Raw genomic sequence first — 23589 nt, 5'->3', positions numbered from 1 at the left:
TACCCGTATTGCTTCAGCCCGTTATCAGGACGACAGTGGACACTGGCGCGTGACCCTGGACGACGGCACCAGTGTGACCGCGAAGTATTTTATTAATGGCGCTAACGAAGGGCTTGGGCACAGTCGCAAAATGCCGGATATTCCCGGAATGCAGAGCTTTCGCGGCACCCTGAAACACGCCCTGGATTGTGACGCCGAAGAAATGGATTTCGCCGGCAAACGCATCGCCATCATCGGTAATGGCACCACCCAGATTCAGCTGGTGGAGACTTTGCAGCCGGTTGCCGAAAAACTGGTCGTTTACGCCCGTTCTCCCAAATATCTCTATCCAAGAGCGGTTTATACCCCCCAGACCCAGCGAAAACTCAGCAGCGATTACGATTTCTGGTTACGGCACCGGAAACAATATCTGGCTACCGCAGACGAGTTTTACCACATTTCAAATGACCCGGTGGCCATTAATCCGTTTCATCCGGATACCCGGATTGAACGCTATTTTGACCGTCTGCTGGACGATCAGTGGCGCTCGTTTTATCACTGGTTACGCGATAAAAACATGGTGCCGGATTATTCGCCCGGTTGCAGCCGGCCATGTATGTCCCATTCCTATCATCAGCAGATTCGGGCGGAAAACGCCCGACTGGAAACTCAGCCCGTCCGATCGATCAGCGCTTCAGGTATCTGCACCGATCAGGGCAGTGAAGACTTCGATATCATTATCATGGCAACCGGTTACGACCTGAATGACTTCAAGCCCTGTTTTACCATCACCGGTCGTGATCAACTGGATCTGGGAGAGTACTTCAGTGGTTTTCCCAGAACCTATGCCGGCAGTATGGTGGCCGGGTTTCCCAATATGTTTTTGGGAGCGGGTCCAAATTCTGGCACCAATGCCACATCGATTACCGCTATTTACGAACATAGTTGCGAGAACATTCTCAAGATCATTCGTTACTGCGAAGACCATGACATCAAAGCCATGGAGATCAGACCCGAGGAAGTCGAGCGCTTTGTGAACTTTGTCCGAGAGGGTAACCATAACGGCTCGTTTGCGTCGGGATGTTCTGCCTGGTATCAGACCCGTGATGGGGAAAATGCGGCGATGTTCCCCGGCACCTTTGAAGCGCTGAAACAGTGGCGCGAATTTGACCCGCAGCAATATCAGTTTGAATACTGTGATGAGCCGCAGACCCGACACAATTCCGCCCGCCTCATCGAGCCTGAAAGCGCGCTGACAGCGCAGCGGCTGGCGTCGTTGCAGGCCGCCCTGGATACACCGGAATTACAGCAGATGCAGACTTTATTGCCGCAGCTGCTGGCTGCCATACTCGCAGAGATGGGAGCCTTCGATGACGCTCCGCTCAGCGGACAGCCGGTGGCGTTCTATCAGCGCTGGCTTCAGAGCAGTGTGCAATATCTGCAACAACAGCAACTGCTGGATGAGCATCTCAGACCGACCTCCGGGATCGGAACCGTCGAGCAATTGTGGAACCAGTGGCACGATCAGAAAACGGATTGGCTGGATGACCCGAATCAACGCGCCCAGGTCGCTTTGCTGGAAGTGTGTCTGCAAGCCCTGCCGGATGTGTTATCCGGCCGGCGTCTGGCAACGGATATATTGTTTCCAAAATCGTCGATGGAGCGGGTGGCCGGTATTTATCAAGGTAACGTATTGGCCGACTATTACAATGAGGCGCTGGTGGCGGTTCTGCAAGGATGCATCCGTGACCGGCTCCAGGCGGATAGGCACGCCCGTATCCGGATACTGGAAATCGGTGCCGGTACCGGTGGCACAACGGTCAAACTGTTGCCTGTGTTGCAGCAGTATGCCGATACAATTACGGAATATTGCTATACCGATGTTTCCAAAGCCTTTCTGATGCATGCCGATAAGCATTATCGGCCGCAGTTTTCAGGCCTGACCACAGCCTTGCTGGATATCTCCAGACCCCCTCAGCAACAGGGCGTTGCTGTTCTTCATTATGATTTTGTCATCGCCAGTAATGTTCTGCATGCAACCCCCGATATTCGTGCCACCCTGCGGCACGCCAGAGCATTGCTCAAGCCCCACGGCGTGATGCTGTTAAATGAACTCAGCAACTGGTCGCTGTTCAATCACCTGACCTTCGGACTGCTGAATGGCTGGTGGCTGTATGAAGATGAAACGCTGCGACTGCCGGGCAGTCCGGGGCTGGCATCGGCACAATGGCAGCAGGCACTCCAGGATAGCGGATTCGAAACGGTGGCTTTTCCGGTGGCGGATGCCCATGAGTTCGGGCAGCAGATTGTAGTAGCCACCAGCGATGCGGATACGGTTATGGCTTCAGTGGATAACGTTGATCGCGAGCTGATGTCGTCGGTTCCGGCTCCTGCGCCACGACCGGTATCGGACACATCCGAAACCATGATTGGTAGCCATGTCCGTGAGGTCATCGCTGAAAAACTGTCAGAGGCGTTGGAGATTGCACCGGAGCTGATCGATCACGAAGCATCATTTGCCGACTACGGCATAGACTCCATTCTCGGTGTGGACTTCATCCTCTCCGTCAACGAATCACTGCATACCCAGTTGCAGACCACGGACCTGTTTGATTACAGCTCGGTCATCAAACTGGCCGATTATGTCTTGGCGAACTGGCCGGATCAGCTAACCCAACAGCTGACCTCTACGGCTGCAACGCCGGTACCGGTCAACCGGAAGCCAGAAACCGCATCCCCATTGACCGCTGAAACCACGGTTCGGGCTTCTTCAGCAGCCAAAAATGAAACGCCTGAGATTGCCATTATCGGTATGAGCGGGCGGTTTGCCGATTCCGAATCCATCGATGAGTTCTGGGAACATCTGCGGGTCGGAAAAAATCTGGTCAAAGAGGTCAGTCGCTGGCATGGATCGGATTGCATCAGCGCCGATCATAGTGGCCAGGCGTATTGCTCCAAAGGCAGTTTTGTCGAATCGATGGATTTGTTTGATGCCGGCTTCTTTAAGATTTCACCGCTCGAAGCCAGTTATATGGATCCGCAGCAGCGGTTGTTCCTGGAGCAGGCATGGACGGCGCTGGAATACGCCGGTTATGGCGGCAAGGGGATGGAGCGCAGCCGGTGCGGAGTCTTTGTGGGGTGTGCCAGATCGGACTATATGGACCGTTTTGCCGGGGACATTCCGGCTCAGGCTTTCTGGGGGAATGCCGGATCGGTCATACCCGCACGCATCGCCTATTATCTGGATCTGCACGGTCCGGCCATTGCCGTCGATACGGCCTGTTCCAGTTCTCTGGTCGCGATTCATCTGGCCTGTCAGAACCTTTGGTCTCAAGAAGTGGATATGGCCCTGGCCGGTGGCGTGTTCCTGCAAATGACCGCAGATTACTATCAGGCCGCCAATCGCGCCGGCATGCTCTCACCGGAAGGTAAATGTCATGCATTCGATGCCCGTGCCGATGGCTTTGTGCCGGGTGAAGGCGTTGGTGTGGTGGTATTGAAACGCCTGACGGACGCAATGCAGGATGGCGACAGCATTCATGGTGTCATCGTTGGCAGCGGGCTGAATCAGGATGGCAGCACCAACGGCATTACCGCGCCCAGCGCTCAATCTCAGGAGCGATTGGAGCTGTCGGTGTACCAACGGTTCGGCATTGATCCGGCCACTATCCAAATGGTCGAAGCACACGGCACCGGCACCCGCCTCGGAGATCCGGTGGAGTTTAATGCTCTGAACCGGGCATTCCGGCGCTATACCGATAAAACCGGGTTCTGTGCCCTTGGGTCGGTGAAAACCAATATCGGACATGCAGCCATTGCCGCCGGGGTGGCCGGGGTATTGAAAATCCTGCTGGCACTCAGGCATCAACAGATACCACCCTCCCTGCATTTTCAGGAAAGTAACCCGGCTATCGATTTCCCATCGAGCCCGTTTTACGTCAACACCGGATTGCAGGAATGGTCGCCTGCGGATCAGCAGCGGCGACGCGCGGCCATCAGTTCCTTCGGTTTCAGCGGTACCAATGCCCATATGGTGATTGAAGAGGCTCCGGCACATGCGCCGGCCGCAATCGATTTACCGGGATATCTGCTGGTACTGTCGGCATTGACTGAACCACAGCTGATACAGCAGGTTCAAAATCTGTTTGCGTTTTGTGAGCGGCAGACGGATATCTCTCTGAATGACATGAGCTTCACACTGTTTGTCGGTCGCATGCATCTGCCGCACCGGTTCTGCTGTATTGCCCGTGATCGCGAGGAGCTGATCGATCTGATGCAGCAGTGGTTGCAGGGCAATACCAAAAATCACCTCAGTGGCCGGCTGTACAGTGCCGTGTTGCCGGAAGGTAAACCTCGCGAACAAACCGCACTGACCAGCTATGGCAACCAATGCATTCAGAACTGTCGCGATGCGGTGGATGGTGGTCACTATCTGCAACAACTGACGGCTATTGCTGAACTGTATGTGCAGGGTTATACGCTGGATTATCCAGCCATGTTTCAGCAGGGTTCGAAGCGCATTCCGCTGCCCACTTATCCTTTTGCGAGAGAGCGGCACTGGGTTGAACACCATGCGCTTTCGACGCCATCAGCTCAGCGTTTGAACGGTCAGGCAGTACTTCATCCATTGCTGCACCGCAACACTTCGGATCTGGGGCAGCAACGTTACAGCACTGACTTCAATGGCACGGAATTTTTCCTGCAAGACCATCAGATCCAGGGTCAGAAAATTCTGCCGGCAGTGGTGTATCTGGAGATGGCCCGAGCGGCCATTTTCGAGGCACTGCCACAGTGGCCCGAGGCTGCGATATTGGAGCTGCACGACATCGTCTGGATACAACCGTTGGTAGTCAGTTCCGCAACGACGCTGTCCATTGCGGTGAGCGCAGACAGTGCTGACGATACCCATGAACAACAGATCACCTTTGAAATCTACCGCACAGAGGCGGATCAAACGGTCATTCATTGTCGTGGCCGGGCCGTATTCTGCCTGCAACCGGTGGTGATGACGCAGGAGATCACACAGCTACAGAACCAAATGCATCAGCATCATTTGCCAGCCTCTGAACTGTATGACCACTTTACGGCGGCAGGTGTTGAGTACGGACCGGCCCATCAGGGAGTTGTATCGGTCATGTCCGGAGAGCGGCAGTTGTTGGCGCGTTTGGCATTGCCGGCTGCCGTCGAAGACGATTATCAATCATACCGCTTGCATCCCAGTCTGCTGGACAGTGCCTTACAGGCATCTGTTGGCCTGTTAACGAACAAAGAACAGATGTCGCAGCAGATTTCGTTACCGTTCGCGCTGGAGTCCATTCGTATTCTGAGCCCATGCACCCGGGATATGTTCGCCTGGATACGCTACGCAGCAGAAAGCCAGCCAACGGATAAAGTGATCCGTCTGGATATTGATCTGTTGGATCCGGCCGGCAATATCTGCGTTCAGTTGCAGGGATTTTCCTCCAGAGTGTTGAATACAGATGTCGCTTCCGGGGCGGCTCAGCAGGTCGGAAAGTTACTGGCGGTACCCGTCTGGCAGACCCGGGCGGCTACCAATGTAACGACCGCAGCGCCGGAACACCACCACGTTATCCTGTGCGAATTACCGCATATCCATGGTGAAACCCTTGAGCAGAGTCTGCCGCACAGTCACTGCCGGTCATTAACGACACCGCCAGCGCAGCCTGTGGCGGCACGGTATCAGCAATATGCCGTTGAGTGTTTCGAGTACATCCGCGATATCTTCAACACCAGACCCCGGCAACTTGTGCGGTTGCAGCTGGTCATTGCCAATGCTCCGGAACAGAGTGTTTTCCGGGGTTTAGGGGCACTGCTGAAAACCGCCGCTCTGGAAAATCCCTTACTGTCGACGCAATTGATTCAGGTTGATGCAGATATCGACGCAGAAACCCTCTGTGCCCGGTTGACGGAAAATCAGGGTACTGCCGATGCGGTTGTGCAATATCAGGGTGACATGCGTCAGGTGCTGCATTGGCAGGAAATACAACCCCGCCAGCAAACACCGGCCATCGCTTTTCGTGATCAGGGCACTTATCTGATTACCGGAGGGTTGGGGGCATTGGGACAGATTTTCTGCCAGGAAATCATCCGTCAGAGCCAGCATGCGCACATAATTCTGACCGGACGCTCTGCGCTGACAGCCGCGCAACAGGCAACATTGCAGTCCATATCCGGTGCCAGCGAACGCATTGTCTATAAAGCGGTAGACATCGCCGATGAGCAACAGGTCAGCCAGTTAATTCAGACTATCGAGCAACAGTACCAATCCCTGCACGGTATTCTGCATTGTGCCGGTGTGACGGCGGATCGTTATATTCTGAATAAGACAGCGGTGGAGTTCGAACAGGTATTGGCTGCCAAAGTAACCGGCACAGACAATCTTGATCGTGCCACCCGGCATATTGATCTGGATTTCTGGGTGCTGTTTTCGTCCATTGCTGCGCCCCTGGGCAGCCCGGGGCAGGCGGATTACGCCGTAGCCAACGGCTACATGGATCAGTTTGCCCGCGACCGCAATCAGCAGGTGGCAGCGCAAAAATGCCGGGGCCGAACGTTGTCGATCAACTGGCCGTTGTGGCAGGACGGCGGCATGAATATCGATGCTGACCGGCTGACACAATTGCAACAGACCCTTGGCATGAGTGTCCTGCAAACAGCCAACGGGCTGGAGGCATTTTATCAGTGTCTGGAGTCCGGTCATGATCAGGTTCTGGTCATGGAAGGTCATTTGCCGCTTATCCGCCAGGCACTGCATCAGCCTTCAGCGACGCCGACGGTCCCTGAGCAGGTCGACTGGCATGTGACTGCTGTGACAGATGTTACGGATGTTACTGATATCGCCAGCGAAAGCGGGGCCGATCAACTCCCGGATCAAACCCGGCAGTACTTGAAGCAACAGCTGGCCAGGCTGATCAAGCTATCGCCGCAGAAAATCGACGCCCATGCCGCGCTGGAACACTACGGCATCGATTCCATCCTGACGATGAATCTGACCACCGAGCTGGAAAAAACGTTCGGGGCATTATCCAAAACACTGTTTTTTGAATATCAGACCATTGCTGAACTGGCGGATTATTTTATCCGTGCCCATTTACCAACATTACAGACCCTGTTCAGAAGCGCTACTCAGCAGGCATCGATCAATGAGCGGCCATTATCCGTTCGTCAACCGGACAAATCTGCACCTTCGTCCAAAGCTGTCATACCAACCCGGTCACGCGTCGCCATCCGGTCACAGCCTTTCAGACCAGTGGCAGCGTCAAACACGCCGATTGCGATTATCGGCTTAAGTGGCCGTTATCCCCAGGCCGACAATCTCACCCAGTACTGGCGTAATTTGAGTGAGGGCAAAGACTGTATCAGCGAGATCCCAGCCGAACGCTGGGACTGGCGCGAGTACTTCACCGAGGATCGCAACCAGCTTGGTCACCACTTCAGCAAATGGGGTGGATTTATGACCGGCGTCGATGAGTTTGACCCGTTCTTTTTCAATATCGCACCGCGCGAAGCAGAGTATATGGATCCGCAGGAACGCATCTTCCTGCAACACGCCTGGATGGCCCTGGAAGACGCCGGTTACACCCGTGCCGGTTTGCATGCCGAGCAGCTGCAACCCGCTGGTGTGTATGCTGGTGTTATGTATGGCGAATACCAGTTATTCGGTGCGGAAGCCAGCATGCGTGGTCAGCGTATGGGGTTCGCCGGCAGTTTGGCCAGCATTGCCAACCGGGTTTCCTATGTGCTCAATCTCCAGGGCCCGAGCATGACACTGGATACCATGTGTTCATCCTCACTGACCGCTATTCATTTGGCCTGTCAGGATCTGAAACAGGGACATACCGGTCTGGCCCTCGCCGGTGGCGTTAATATCACCATTCATCCGAATAAATATCTGATGCTCAGTGCCGGGCAGTTTATTTCCAGCGAAGGGCGCTGTCAGAGTTTTGGTGAGGGCGGTGATGGCTATATTCCGGGAGAAGGCGTGGGCGTGGTGGTGCTCAAACGGCTGGCCGATGCCGAGCGCGACCGGGATCATATTTATGGCGTCATTAAAGGCAGTGCGCTCAATCATGGTGGCAAAACCAACGGCTATACCGTGCCGAACCCTCAGGCTCAGAGCAGTGCTATTGCCCGGGCCTTGGCCGAGGCCAATATCAGCCCCCGCCAGATCAGTTATGTGGAAGCCCATGGGACCGGCACCCGCCTGGGTGACCCGATAGAAATCACCGGACTCAGTCAGGTGTTTCGTCAGCACAGTGAGGAGCAGGGCTTCTGCCTGATCGGCTCGGCCAAATCCAATATCGGGCATTGTGAGTCAGCTGCCGGCATTGCCGGTCTCACCAAAGTGCTGTTGCAAATGCAGCACCGGAAAATTGTCCCGTCACTGCACTCCGCGACGTTGAATCCGTATATCGATTTTGAAGCGAGTCCGTTTGTGGTCAGTCAGACCTTGCAGGACTGGCATCGTCCGCTTGTGGATGGTGTGGAAATCCCGCGCATTGCCGGGATCTCTTCGTTTGGTGCCGGTGGCTCCAATGCTCATATGATCATCGAGGAATATGAACCGGTTGAGCAGGCGGTATCCTCTGAGCCGGCATTGATCGTGTTATCGGCCAAGAACCCGGAACGTCTCCGGGAGATGGTTCATAACCTGCTCGAATACACGGACACCCATCCGTCAACAGCCTTGACTGCGCTGGCCTATACCCTGCAAGTGGGCCGGGAAGCCATGTCTCAACGGTTGGCAATGCTGACCCAATCCACCCAACAGCTGGCGGATCAACTGCGGGCGTATCTCGCAGATGAGCAGGAGGATGACCATATCTGGCAGGGAGAGGCAACGGCCGATGACGATACCGTGTCGTGGTTTGGTACCGATGCGGATCTGCAATCCACCGTCAGCAAATGGATGGCTCAGCAGCACTACGCAAAACTCGCGAGTTTATGGGTGAGGGGACTCAACCTGGACTGGCGCGAACTGTATGGCGATCACACACCCTGTCGATTGAGTCTGCCGACCTATCCGTTTGCCCGCGAACACTACTGGACTCCGGAATATGAGCAGCCGACCCATGTCGCAGTGATTCCTGAACAGCGCGGCCAGTTGCATCCATTGTTGCATCAGAACACCTCCATTCTGGCTGAGCAGCGCTTCAGTTCGTATTTCACCGGCGATGAGTTTTACCTGCATGGTGATCATCCTGAGCACAAAATACTGCCTGGTCTGCTGTTGCTGGAGATGGTGCATGTGGCAGCACAGAAAGCCCTTGGAGAAACCGGGGCCACGTCGATTCAGCTGAATCGTATTATCTGGAGCCGGCCGGTTCCGGTGGATGGTGATCAAAGTGGCGTGCATGTCGCGTTGCTGTCTGACACCTTCGAGCCGGAAACAGAGAGTTCAGGACTGCGTTTTGAAATTTATACCGCGCCTGCAGACGGGGCTGATGAGGCTCTGGTCTATTGTGACGGGGAGGTGGATGTTGCCCTGGCGGATGAAGCGCCGGAGATAGTCGATATCGCCACTCTGCAAACCCGTATGCAGCCCGATGCTACCGGTCAGATCTTTCTGGGGCAGGAGGAAATGCTTGCCGAACTGGTGTTGCCGGCATCGGCTATTGCTCAGCAAACATCATTACAACTGCCACCGGTATTCCTGGATGACATCCTGCGGTTATCGGCACAATTGATGGCTGCAGATCCGGATGAGGAGCTGGTGCCGTATTGTCTGAGTTGTTTTGATTTAATCGCTCCGTGCCAGACCTCCATGTGGGTCTGGCTGCGGCTGGCAGATACGGATTCTGATGCCCTTGAAATGGATATCGATCTGTATGATCCAAACGGACTTCTGTGTGTCCGCTTACAGGGGCTGCAACTGGCGACGGTGGAAAGCACGTTATCGCCATCATCGTCAGCAGACACCGGCTGGGACCAGTTGAGCTATCTGCCACGCTGGCAACCACAGCCGGCAGCGATTGGTAGACGCCGACGTTCATCTGTTGACTTTATCGTGATCGTACAACCGCAGAGACCGTCGGCACTGCTAGCGGAGCTTCGTCAGTATTGTCAGGTAAACCATCCGGCTGCCACGATCATTCAGATTGAGCTGGCGGACAGCACCCGGCAGCTTTCGACGAATCACTGGCAGTGCGGTCGTCATGATCTGAAAGGGTTTGAAACCTGTTTGCAGGATTACCCGAAAACAGATCAGCTCTATTTTGCCTCGCTTTATGCTGATGAACGGCCGGCTGCTTCTTATCAACCGGTTGCCGATGCAGATGAAATCCAGTTTTTGCGATTGGTGAAAACTCTGCAACAGACTCAAAAAACGGCTGTGATGACCGATTGCTATGTGCTGACACAGGACAACCATGCCCATTCACCGGCAGCGGCTGGCAGTGGTCTGGCGGGACTGGCGTATTCACTGGCGCAAAGTGATCATCGTTTTTCGGTGCGGAATATTGATCTGTCGGCTGATGATTTGAGCAGTGCAGAACCGCGTCATCGGGTTGTTGAGATGATCTGCAATGAAGCGCCGTCAGATCGCGGAACTCTGGTCCGCTTTCACGCCGGCCGTCGTTATCAGCAGGCATTTTTACAATGGCTATGGGGCGCAGAAAATGACGCGACAGGATTGCGTCGTCAAGGTGTGTATCTGATTGCCGGCGGAGCCGGAACGGTGGGCGGGATTATCAGCCGTTATCTGTTACAGCAGTATCAGGCTCAGGTTATCTGGCTCGGCCGCACGGCTCCAACAGATGAAACGTTGCAGCAAAAACTGGCTGATATGCAGCAGTACGGCGCTTCTCCCTGGTACATCCAGGCGGATGTGACCCAGGCGGACTCAATGCGCCGGGCCGTAAGTGTCATAACGGAAAAATACCCGCGATTGCAGGGTGCCATTTTTGCCGGTCTGGTATTTCATACTGAAAATTCCATCAGCAATACCAGCGAACAGGCGTTTGCGGAAATTCTGGAGCTTAAACGGCAGGGCAGTCGGGTATTTTATGAGGCCCTGAAAAACCAGCCGCTGGATTTCCTCTGTTACTTTTCCTCGGTGCAGGCCTTCTCCTTTTTGTCTGCCCGTGAGAGTGTCGGTTATGCCGCCGGCGTGACCAGCGCTGATGCATTGGTGACATCGTTCCGGCAAGACAGTCCATTTCCGATTGGCGTCATCAACTGGGGTTATTGGGAGGCCTCGGTCAAAGGCACACCGTTTGAACAGGCGCTGGCCGATAAGTTCGGGTTGATTTCAGATGCTGGTGGAGCAGCGTTTTTTGACCGCTTTATCCGTCACATCATGACCTGCGGACATCAGCAACTGTTGTGTATGAGTGCCTCTCCGGCCTTGCGTGAGCTGATGAATGTCGCCGCAGATGAGGTCTGTTCGCCGGCCGATCAATACAACCCGTCGGTGTTTCTGCCTGTGAGTATGCAGCTACAGGCCAACAGCGGTCAGGCGGCCATTCTGACTCAGACCAATCCGATGGCAGAGCTGGATGAATGGCTGGCCGGTCTGTTGTTCTTGCAGATCCGCAGTCTGGGGATCTTCTCGGCAAATACTCCTGCATCCGCTCCGGTTGAAACGCTGCGCCACACAGCCGGAGTACAGGACAGATATGCCCGCTGGTGGGAGGAATGCTGCCTGGAGGTATTGCAGCAGCACGGGTTTGTCGAGTCGGAGCAGGGTGAGATACAACTGATCCCTGCGCACCGGTTCCACCAGCCCGCTGCTGAGGCTGAGTTCCGGGCGGCCTGGGCACGCCAAAAAGCCGTATATCTGGCAGATCCGCAAACCCGTGCGGTGGTGGAACTGGTGGATGATTGTCTGCAACAGCTGCCGGATATTCTGCGCGGATCACTGGCCGCCACCGATGTGTTGTTTCCCGATGCGTCGATGGAAAAGGTCGAGCACATGTATAAAGGCAATGACCGTTCAGACTATCTGAATACCCTGGTGGCGGAAACTGTCAGTGCCTACCTGACCGAACTGCTGGACAAAAAACCTCAAGCCAGGGTTCGCATCATTGAGATCGGTGCCGGCACCGGTGGTACCACATCCATTGTTCTGCCGCATCTGGCGCGGTTCCAGTCGGCCATTGCCGAGTATTGTTATACCGATATTTCCAATGCATTTTTATTGCATGCGTCATCGCAGTTCGGTGCGGATTATCCATTCCTGAACTGTCAACTATGGAATATTGAACAACCCACCGAGCATCAGCCCATAGACATGGGTTGCTATGACATCGCCATTGCCACGAACGTTTTGCATGCTACCCAGAATATCCGTACCACGATTCAACATGCCAAGTCCGTTCTGAAAACCAACGGCATTCTGGTGGTGAATGAGCTGATCGAGAAATCAATCATTGGCACCCTTACCTTTGGACTGCTGGATGGCTGGTGGCGCTATGAAGACGATTCATTGCGTATTCCCGGATCACCGATTATCGCGCTGGATACCTGGGAGGATCTGCTACGGGAGCAGGGATTTGGAAAAGTTCTGGTTCCGGAAGCCACTGCCACCCGACTGGGTCAGCAAGTGCTGGTCGCGGAAAGTGACGGCATTCTTGAGCGGACAATAACGAGTCCTGAAAAATTCAATCAACCAACTGTAAGCGGTTCTGCTACCGTCTCAACGCTGACAGCGAGGCATGCATGAAAAAAAACAATACCAGCCTTCAAAACCATTCCGCAAACACTCAACTGAAACAGGTGGAAGCGTTCATCCTGGATGCTCTGGCAGAGGCGCTGAAAGTATCGAAAGATACCCTCAAAAGCGATATTCCGTTTTCGGATTATGGGGTGGATTCGATCCTGGGGGTCAGTTTTATCAATCGTGTTAAAGAAGGGCTGGCGGTTTCGCTCAATACCGCCATTATTTTCGACTACGCCACCGTGACCCGGCTGGCGCAATATATCGTTGAGAACTATGCCGAAGAGGTTGCCAGGTGCTTCAGTGCTGCCAAACCGGAACCGCAACCGGACACAAAAACAAAAGCAGTCAGAAATCGTCAAACAGACAGAACACCCGCGCCAGTCACCAGTAAACGGGTGCGCCCGGCGATGCGCAGCGCGCTGGCCCCTCTGCGCAGGCGGCATCGTTCGCAGAGCGAAGACATTCCCACGCAGGTAACCGCTGTACCGCAACCAGCAGCCGAGCCGGAGATCGCGGTGATTGGCATGTCCGGTCAGTTTCCGGAAGCGGCGGATACCGATCAGTTCTGGCAGAACCTGATTGAAGGGCGTGATGGGGTAATTGAATATCCGCCTCATTATCTGGATCTGACCCGCGATTTCAGCCCGACCAGGCAAGCCGGCAAAAGCTATTGCAAATGGGGCGGTATTCTGGCCGACCGGGCGTGTTTCGATCCGCTGTTTTTTGCCATTTCTCCACGCGAAGCCGAGTCCATGAATCCGCACCAGCGGCTGGTGCTCCAGGAAAGCTGGAAGGGCCTGGAAAATGCCGGTTATAACCCGAAAGATCTGGCGGACGCTCAGGTCGGTGTTTTTGTCGGTGCTGAACCCACTCGTTATGCTGCCAATAACTTTACCGGCTCATCGGACGCACTGGTGGCCTCGCGGTTATCTTATTACCTGAATCTGAAAGGCCCGGCATTTGTGGTTAATACCGGTTGTTCTTCATCGGCGGTGGCCATTCATCTGGCCTGTGAAAGCCTGCGCCGTCAGGAAACCGATCTGGCCCTGGCCGGTGGCGTATTTGCCGCCACAGACCGGGTGGCGCTGATCAGCATGGCGGAAATCGAAATGCTGTCGCCACGCGGTCGTTGTCATACTCTCGATGCTTCCGGTGACGGTACTGTGCTGTCAGAGGGCATTGGCATGGTGACCTTGAAGCGTCTATCGGACGCCGTGGCCGATAACGATCATATTTACGGGGTCATCAAAGCTTCCGGAATCAATCAGGATGGTGCCAGTAATGGCATTACCGCACCCAGTGGCAGTGCTCAGGAGCAGTTGATCAGCAGTGTTTATCGCCGTTATCAGATCAACCCGGAAGACATCAGTTATATCGAAATGCATGGCACGGGCACCCGCCTGGGCGACCCGATTGAAGCCAATGCCCTGACAAGGGCTTTCCGGGCGTTTACCGGTAAACAGCAGTACTGCGGACTGGGCAGTGCCAAATCTCATATTGGTCATACATCTGCGGCATCGGGTGTGATCGGGTTGATCAAAATTCTGCTGTCCATGCAGCACAACCAATTGCCGGGATTGCTGCATTTCCAGACCCTGAACCCGCTGATAGAACTGGACGATTCCGCCTTTTATGTGGCCAGTCAGTCTCAGGACTGGCTCCCGGAGCCTGGCAAACCACGCATGGCCGCACTGAATTCGTTCGGCCACAGTGGCACCAATGCCCACCTGGTGATTGCGGATTATCCGCAGCCGGATTTATTGCCGGCAGAGGCGAATGCTCATCCGGTGCTGATTCCGGTTTCAGCGGCGGATTCGCAGCGATTGGAGGACTATGCCCGCCGGTTGCTGGCATATATTGATGATCACGATAACACTCTGCCAGAGTTACGGAATATTGCCTTCACCTTACAGACTGGCCGCGAGGCCATGAGAAGCCGGGTAGTGTTCGTGGTTGAAAATGTGACCGACTGGCGGGCGCAACTCGAACACTTTATCCACCACCAACATGACGGTAATGGTTACCTGCTCGGAGATGTCAAAGCGGCTGGCAGCGGGCCGGAATCACTCCTGTCAGAGGAGGATACCCGTCACCTGATGCATCAATGGATCACCAATGGCGAGTTGAAAAAACTGGCCGGGTTCTGGATCAATGGTGGAACGGTAGACTGGTCGCTGTTGTATGAAGGTGACCGGCCGCAGCGGGTTCCGTTACCCGGCTATCCATTTGCCCGGGAGCATTATTGGCGCGATGCCGTCAGTGTTGATCAGACATCTTCTCCAGATCTCGGCCCTGAGGTTTTGCACCCACTGGTACACCAGAACACCTCAGACCAGAACCGCCCGCGTTATACCACGACATTCACCGGCAAAGAGTTCTTTCTGGCTGATCACGTTATTAAAGGACAAATCATTTTACCGGGGGTCGCGCATCTGGAATTAATCCGTGCTGCTATCAGCGATGCCGCCGGTGGGGTGCAGCCCGGAAAATTCATTCAGCTCAGAAACGTCGTCTGGATACAGCCGATCATCGTCAACACGCCCAAACAAATCAGCATCGTACTGAATCAGACAGAGCCTCTGACCTTTGAGATTGGCAGTGAGGAGCAGGGCAGTCGGATTGTGCATTGTCAGGGCCGGGCGATTTTCGCAGACGCAGTAACCCCGGAACCTTTGAATATCCCGGCACTGACCGCCGGGATGCGCCCGAATGCCATTGAGATTGACGACTTTTACGCGGCGTTCAGACAGGTGGATATTCATCATGGCCCGTCTTATCAGGGAGTCACGGCGGTTTATCAGGGCAACTCGCAGCTGCTCGGCAAACTCCAACTACCGGCTTCGGTGCAGGAAAGTCAGCATGATTACCTGTTGCATCCGAGCCTGATGGAAAGTGCGTTGCAGGTGGCCAGTGTACTGATTGCCGGTCTTGACGCACATGTCGGCAGCGCATCGTTGCCTTTTGCCATTGAAACCCTGGATATTTATGCGCCGTGTACACCGGTCATGTATGTCTGGGTACGACACGCATCGGAACCGCGGCAATCACAAAAAGTGGTCCGGCTGGATATCGATCTGTGTGATCAACAGGGCAATGTCTGTACCCGTCTGCGTGGATTCTCTTTTCGACGCCTGAGCGATAACACTGATCAGGGAATGTTGTCGTCTGAACCCGGAATCAATCACCAGGCTTCGGGAGACTTACTGATATTCAAGCCGCAATGGCACGCAAGTATGATCAGCCCTGACTCCGGCACGCCGGACTATCAACAACATCATATTATGCTGTGTGATTTGCCATCGCAGCATGCTGAGCGGTTACCGAATCTGTTGCCTCACTGCCATTATCTGAATGTGACGACAACCGCAGTGGACTCTGCCGGGCGCTATCATCACTATGCCTTGTCCTGTTTTCGCCTGCTCAAACAACTGATCGCACAAAAACCAACGGCGAAAGTACTGGTTCAGATTGTAGCCATGGATGATCGGCTGGTAGCCGGGTTATCCGCGATGCTGAAAACCGCAGCATTGGAATGCCCGCATATCATCGGCCAGATACTGCTGACTGAACATCAAACAACGGCAGATCAGTTATCAACACAACTACAGGCGGCTTCATCGATGCCGGCCGGCAGTATTCTGCGCTATCAGCAGGGGCAACGTTATATCCTCGACTGGCAGGAAATTCCGCTCAGCCGCAACACCGGCGGCGGGCTGTTTCAGCAGCGAGGTGTATATCTGATCACCGGAGGTCTGGGCGGCCTCGGGATGATTTTTGCCAGAGAAATCCTGCAACAGAGCCCGGATGCCCGAGTGATTCTCACCGGGCGCAGTGAGCTGACCGATGACAGACAGGCGCTGCTGAATGCCCTGCAAAACCAGCCTGGTCAGATCGAATATATGACCGTGGATGTCGGCGATGCGACGCAGGTGGAGGCATTGATCACGGCGATTCAAAGCCGGTATCAGCACCTCAATGGCATTATTCACAGTGCCGGCATCATTGCTGATCAGTCCATTTCCGGCAAAACCGAGACCGCATTCAACGAGGTTATGGCCGCCAAAGTGGCCGGTGTTGTTCATCTTGATCAGGCCACTCAGCATCTGCGGTTGGATTTTATGGTGCTGTTTTCGTCAATCAGCAGTGTCATGGGGAATCCCGGTCAGGTGGCCTATGCCGCTGCCAATGGGTTTATGGATCAATTTGCCGGCTACCGTAACGATCTGGCGGCCAGGCAGCAGCGTTACGGTCAAACCCTGGCACTCAACTGGCCGTTGTGGGAGCAGGGCGGGATGACGCTGGATGATACCACCAGGACATTAATGCGCCAATTCTCAGGAGCGCTGCCATTAACCACTGCCAATGGTCTGCTGGCATTTAATCAATGCCTGAGTGAGGCTCATGATCAATGTCTGGTGATGCAGGGCGATGCCGACAGAATTCGCAAATATGTTTCCCGCACAGCGGTTCACAACGATACCGGCGCATCCTCTGCGGCGTTAACTCCAACGGTGACAGAACCAGTACAGTTAGCACAGATTCAGGCATTGCTGGTTGAGGATCTGGCCGCCGCGATCAAGCTGGCTCCGGAAAAGCTGGAGCTTGATGTGGAATTTGACAAGTACGGTTTTGATTCCATTGTGCTGATGGATTTCGTGAAAAACTTCAATGAGAAGTATGGTCTGGAATTAATGCCAACCACCTTTTTTGAGTATTCAACCGTTGCCACGCTATCGGACTATCTCATTCAGGCACATAACGATGTGTTTGCCCGTCATCTGGCAACATCGGCCCATGAGACGAATGCGCAAACCATCCCGGCAGAATCATCGTTGCCGGCCATATCTGCGTCACTGCCGTCAGTACTGAACGTCGATAGTGCCAGTCTGGTGGATACGGTGAGGGTAAATACGGTGAAGGTGAATACGGTCCCCAGCGGTTCTGGTCGCTATCCGGACATTGCCATCATCGGCATGGATGGCCGTTTCCCGGAGTCGGAAGATGTCGAGGCGTTCTGGCAGACCCTGCGCACGGGCAAAAATGTCATTACGGAAATTCCGGCAGATCATTGGGATTATCGCCCCTGGTACGATGAAGACCGTGAGGTGGCAGACAAGACCTATTGCAAATGGGGCAGTTTCGTTAGCGGGGTCGATGAGTTTGACGCGGCATTTTTTAATATCACGCCGCAGGAAGCCGCATGGATGGACCCGCAGATGCGGCTGTTTCTGCAAAGTGTCTACCGCTGTGGCGAAGATGCCGGGCTGATCAATGACATTCGTGGCAGCGATACCGGTGTGTTTGTCGGTGTTTGTTCTCATGACTACATGGATCGGGTGACGGAGCTGGATGCCCCCATGAATCCGCATCTTGGCACTGGTACCGCGCAAACAGTCGTGGCTAACCGGGTGTCGTTTTTACTGAACCTGACCGGTCCGAGCCTGGCCGTCAATACGGCATGTTCCTCGTCGTTGTTTGCTTTGCATCAGGCCTGTCATGCCATTCACCGGCAGGAGTGTGGCATGGCATTTGTGGGGGGCACCAATCTATTGTTGTCTTCTCATCATTATCGTTATTTTTCCAGCATCGGGGCGCTGTCTGTTTCCGGCCGTTGCCATAGTTTTGATGCTGCGGCTGACGGTTATGTGCCGGGTGAGGCGGTCGCCAGCATTCTGCTCAAGCCACTTGCTCAGGCCAGACAGGACGGTGACCGGATCTACGGCATCGTTAAAGGATCAGCCGCCCTGCATGGCGGCTTTACGCCGTCCATTACCGCTCCGAGCGTGGCGGGGGAAAAGAATGTCATTATCTCCGCCTGGCGCAATGCCGGTATTGATCCTGCCAGCCTGGGATACATCGAAGCCCATGGTACCGGCACCAAACTCGGTGATCCCATTGAGGTCTCGGCACTGACTCAGGCTTTCAGCGAGTTTTCGTCGCAGACGGCGTTTTGTGCGCTGGGGTCGGCCAAAGCCAATGTGGGCCATACCGAAGGATCTGCCGGCATTGTTGGCATCATCAAGGTGATTCAGCAAATGCGTCACCGGACCATTCCGGCCATGCCCGGTTTTGAGCAACTCAATCCTTATATTCAGTTGGAGAAATCGGCACTGTTTATTAATCGCGAGGCCATTCCATGGGAGCCGATAGCGAATCAGCCGCGAAGGGCCGGGGTCAGTTCCTTTGGTTTTTCCGGTGCTTATGCTCATGTGGTACTGGAAGAATATGTTGAAGATGCGTTCGGGCCGGACCACGGCAATGATGATCAAGGACCGGAACTGATACTGCTGTCAGCCAAAACCACGGACCGGCTCCGGCAGGTAGTCAGTAATCTGCTGCAATATCTGGCGCAGAACACAGCGATTGCGTTGGCGGATATTGCCCATACTTTGCAGCTTGGCCGGGAAGCGATGAAAGAACGCATTGCCTTCAGTGCGGTTTCCAAAACCGACATCATGCGGGTATTGCAGGCATACCTCGACAATCCGTCAGCGTTGGCAGGTCTGCATCAGGGAACCGTTAAACGGAATCTGCAATCCACCGCCACGCATCTGTCTGCGACTGAGCTGGCCCGCTTTATTCAACAATGGCAGCAACCGCACGCCGCAGCGCAATTGCTCAATGCCTGGGTCAAAGGACAGGATATCAACTGGCAACAGTTGCCTCGCACAGTGAAACCCAGGCGTATTGGTTTACCCACGTATCCGTTTGCACCAGAGCGGCATTGGCTCAATGATGCGGTCCATACCGATGCGTCTGTGGTGCCGGCAATAGCTGCTCCAACGGAGGTTACATCGGTATCGGCAAATCTGCGCCAGCAGACCTTGTCGAAATTGACGCAGATGGTCGCTGAGGCAGCCGGCCTGACTGCCGCGAACATTGATACCGAAGCCGGCTTCGATGAACTCGGACTGGATTCCATCATCATTTCCACTTTGAACAAAAAACTGGAGCAATGGACCGGTAAAGCGGATTCGACATTGTTCTTCAAATACCAGACCCTGGATTCGTTAGCTGGCTATCTGTTGACCGCTGATGGGCTGACACCAACCCCGCTGGAACCCATTGCCCTCAAACCCGACATCCCGCGTTCATCAGGCCAGCCAAAGACGAGCCCGGTTCAGCAACCATATCACCCGGCTGAGCAGAATCCTGAAATAGCCGTTATCGGCATGAGTGGCCGTTACCCGGAAGCGGCTGACCTGGATGAGTTCTGGGATAACCTGTGTCAGGGCAAAGACTGTATACGCGAGATTCCCACAGCACGATTCGATTACCGGCCGCTGTTCAATGAGCAAAAAGGGCAGGCTGACAGTCTTTATTGCAAGTGGGGTGGATTTATCGACGGGATCGATCAGTTTGATCCGGGTTTTTTCAAGCTGTCCGCGCAGGATGCCCGTTTTATGGATCCTCAGGAACGGTTGTTTTTGGAAACTGCGTGGAACTGCCTGGAGTCAGCCGGATACATCACCCCGCACTGGCAGCGGGAGGCTCGCAATATCGGCGTATTTGCCGGAGTCACGTTTAACAACTATCAACTGTTAATGGCAGAAGCGGCCAGCAAAGCAGCCCTGCCAATCTCTCCGCTGAATTCACAGACATTTTCCATCGCCAACCGGGTGTCTTACTTTTTTAACTTCACTGGTCCGAGTTTTACCATGGACACCGCCTGTTCCTCGTCGCTGTTTGCCATTCATCAGGCCTGTGCCAGCTTGATCCGGGGTGAGTGCGAAGTGGCTCTGGCCGGTGGTGTCAATCTGTCTCTTCATCCCAGCAAATACGTCACTTTGTGTGCCACCGGTTTTGCCGCGGGTGATGGCCGTTGCCATGCCTTTGCCGCCAATGGTGATGGTTATGTGCCGAGTGAAGGGGTCGGGGCGGTACTGCTGAAGCCGCGACAACAGGCGGAAGCGGATCACGATACCATTCTGGCCATTGTTAAAGGATCCGGTGTCAGCCACGATGGTAAAACCCGGGGATATACCGTCCCCAATCCGGTGGCCCAGTCCCGCGCGATTAACACCGCCTTGCAACAGGCCGGTATTTCTGCCGCGCAAATCAGTTATGTGGAAGCTCACGGTACTGGCACTGCGCTGGGAGATCCGATCGAGATTCAGGGGCTCATGGATGTGTATTCACGCGATACTGCTGAACGCCAGTACTGTGCCATCGGCTCGGTTAAGGCCAACATTGGTCATGGTGAATCTGCGGCCGGTATTGCCCAGTTCTGCAAAACGGTTTTACAGCTGCACCATAAGACGCTGGTACCGTCCATCCTGCATGATGTGCCTAACCCGAACATCGATTTTGAGCAGACGGCGTTTTATCTGCAACAGCATAAAACATCCTGGCCGCAACCTGAGCGTGATGGTCAACCCTATCCACGATACGCCGGAATCAGTTCCTTTGGTGCCGGTGGTGTGAATGTACATGTGATCGTGGCCGAGGCACCTGAACGTGTCGGTTCGAATCATCACGATCTGTCCGGGTCGCCACAGGTTATTCCACTGTCGGCTCATCAACCGGGTCAACTGAGAGCATTGGTTCAGAATCTGTCTGATCGACTCAGAGTTGCGACGGCCAGCGACTGGCAGCTCGCCGACATTGCCTACACCCTGCAAACACGCAGAGCGTTGTTTTCCCATCGACTGGCCTTTGTTGCCGGCAGTGTTGCTGAACTGTTGAATAGTTTGCAAGGTTACCTGAATCAGCACCTGGATCAGAATGTCGCGACATCCGGGCAACATCATTGGTTTGAATCAGCGACTCAGGGAAGTTCGACTTTCGGTTTGGATATGAACACAGAAGAAGACCGCGAGTACCTGCATAAACTGCTGGCAAACGGACGCGCAGACAAGTTGGCCCGGTTATGGGTGGAAGGTGTGGAAGTGCCCTGGGCAAACCTGTACGGCGATACTCACCATTACACCTGTTTGCCACTGCCGACCTATGCGTTTGCCAAAAAACGTTGCTGGATTGATGACGATAATGCCGTCGAATCTGACGGTGCAGATGCTCAGTTGCCACCGTCAGACTGTCTGCTTGACGTTCAGTGGCATCCTTCACCTGAAACCCTGCCAATCGCCTCAGTCAGGACAAAAACAACCCTGGTGATTACAGAACATCCCGACCGGTTGCCAGCACAACTATGGCACTGGCCGGGAATAAAAACCGCATTGATCGGCCGCTCTCCAGATCACCACTGTGAGGTTGTCATCGATGCTGAAACACTGGACTATGGCCGGCTGTCAGAGATCATTGATTTCAGTCAGATCGACAGCGTGATGTACATTCCATCGGCCATCGATGTTGCTGTCAGTGCTCATGCCGAACTTGAGCAACATGCCGGGCGGGAAAGCCACAAGCTGCATCGCTGGATCAGTTTCTGCCTTGAACACCTGCTGACACAGCGGATCAAAATGGTATGCCTGCTACACAATCCGTGGCAGACGCCGGACCCGGTGCAATATGCACTGGCAAAATATTTCAGCTTCCTGCGTTATGAATATCCGGAAACCCGCGCCTGTATTCTGCGAGCCGGACACCTGGATCAACGGACCCTGGAACAGCTATTTGCCGAAATCGACCACGATAGTGAAGAAACGGAAGTCATGTTCCGCGACCATCAGCGGCTGTTGCAAAGACTGCTGCCATTATCGCAACCCACATCGGAAACGGCCTTTGATGCCAGCGGATGTATGGTGATTTCCGGTGGTTTTGGAGGTATAGGCCTGAAGCTGTTGCAGGCCCTGGCAAGTGCCGGAACGGATGAGTTTGTGGTGATGGGCAGAAAGCCGGTGACATCACTGCTGCGACATCCTGAGTTGAATGAATCACTGACCATTGCCGACTATATCCGCAATATGGCCAGGCGGGGCGTGACGCTGCATTACCTGCAGGCCGACTTCAGTCAGCCTGATCAGGTGGAGCAGGCTTTTGCCAGGCTGCGCCCGTCTTTACACCATACTGTGAGCGGCGTGTTTCATCTGGCAGGTATCACCACCGAAGCCATTCCCCTGGGCCAGATGAGCGAATCCGTACTGACCGAGGTAATGGCGGCCAAGTGTTATGGTGCGATGGTTCTGGACCGAATCACGGCCAATGATCCACTGCGTTATTTCTGTCTGTTTTCTTCGGTTTCAGCGGTCGAGGGGCTGCAGGTCAGCGGTCTCAGTGCTTATGCCGCAGCCAATGCCTCGCTACAAGCGCTGGCCGAATGGCGCCTGCAACAACAGCGACCGGTGCAGCTGATACGCTGGTCAGACTGGGCGGGAGCCGGCATGGCCGGTGAGCATGATCACCAGGCGTTCATGGATGCGATTGGTGTGCAGATGCTGAAGCCAGAAGTCGCGTTAGAGTTATTGAAAACCCTGTTGCAGCAGGCGATTCCTTCGAGCATTGTGTTTGCTGTCGAGTGGCAACGGTTTTCCCGACTCAATGACAAGATCCGGACACAGCCATTCTTCAGCGAGTACGTCCGCCACATGGATCAGTTGCATGCTGTTGAGCCCATTGCTCCGGCAGGCAGCCATGATGCTGATCACACGGCTGGTAATGGTGTCAATTCTGTCCGCTATCAGGGTAACGGTTCGGTGGAGTCTTTGACCCGATATCTGAGTGATGCCTTAAAGAACATCATGGATATTGAAATGACTGCCGCAGACGCCAATCTCGCTGACCTGGGGCTGGACTCCATCAACGCCATTCCGTTTTTCAGAACGTTGTCAGCCCAACTGACAATGGATATTTCCCCTTCGATCAGTTTTCGCCACCCAACCATTGCCAGCCTGGCCCGGTACTTATCCGGTCAACTGGCAGTGCGCGGCAAAAACGACCCGATTGATCAGCCGGAAATGCAGCACTCCGACGTTGCCCGACAATTACGGGCAGCATTGCAGCACTCAGAAAAACTGCTCGATTACACCGAATAG

Annotated in this window: 2 protein-coding genes (1 of these 2 only partly in view); both read left to right on the top strand. The window is 54.5% G+C overall.

What is annotated here, in order from left to right; genetic code table 11:
• A protein-coding gene (locus tag YC6258_RS29885) for an SDR family NAD(P)-dependent oxidoreductase (protein WP_044617899.1) crosses the window boundary here: on the top strand, positions 1–12661 show its 3' portion. The gene continues 4115 nt to the left of window position 1, outside the view; 12661 of the gene's 16776 nt are visible here — the last part of the coding sequence; its start codon lies off the left edge, out of view; its stop codon occupies positions 12659–12661.
• A complete protein-coding gene (locus tag YC6258_RS29880) occupies positions 12658–23589 on the top strand; it encodes an SDR family NAD(P)-dependent oxidoreductase (protein WP_052830343.1) in 10932 nt (3643 codons plus the stop codon). The genes YC6258_RS29885 and YC6258_RS29880 overlap by 4 nt, the downstream gene beginning before the upstream one ends.

Source organism: Gynuella sunshinyii YC6258 (assembly GCF_000940805.1).
Taxonomy (GTDB): Bacteria; Pseudomonadota; Gammaproteobacteria; order Pseudomonadales; family Natronospirillaceae; genus Gynuella; species Gynuella sunshinyii.
The sequence above is the reverse complement of the archived record's forward strand: the minus strand, read 5'-3'. Positions and strand labels throughout refer to the sequence as shown.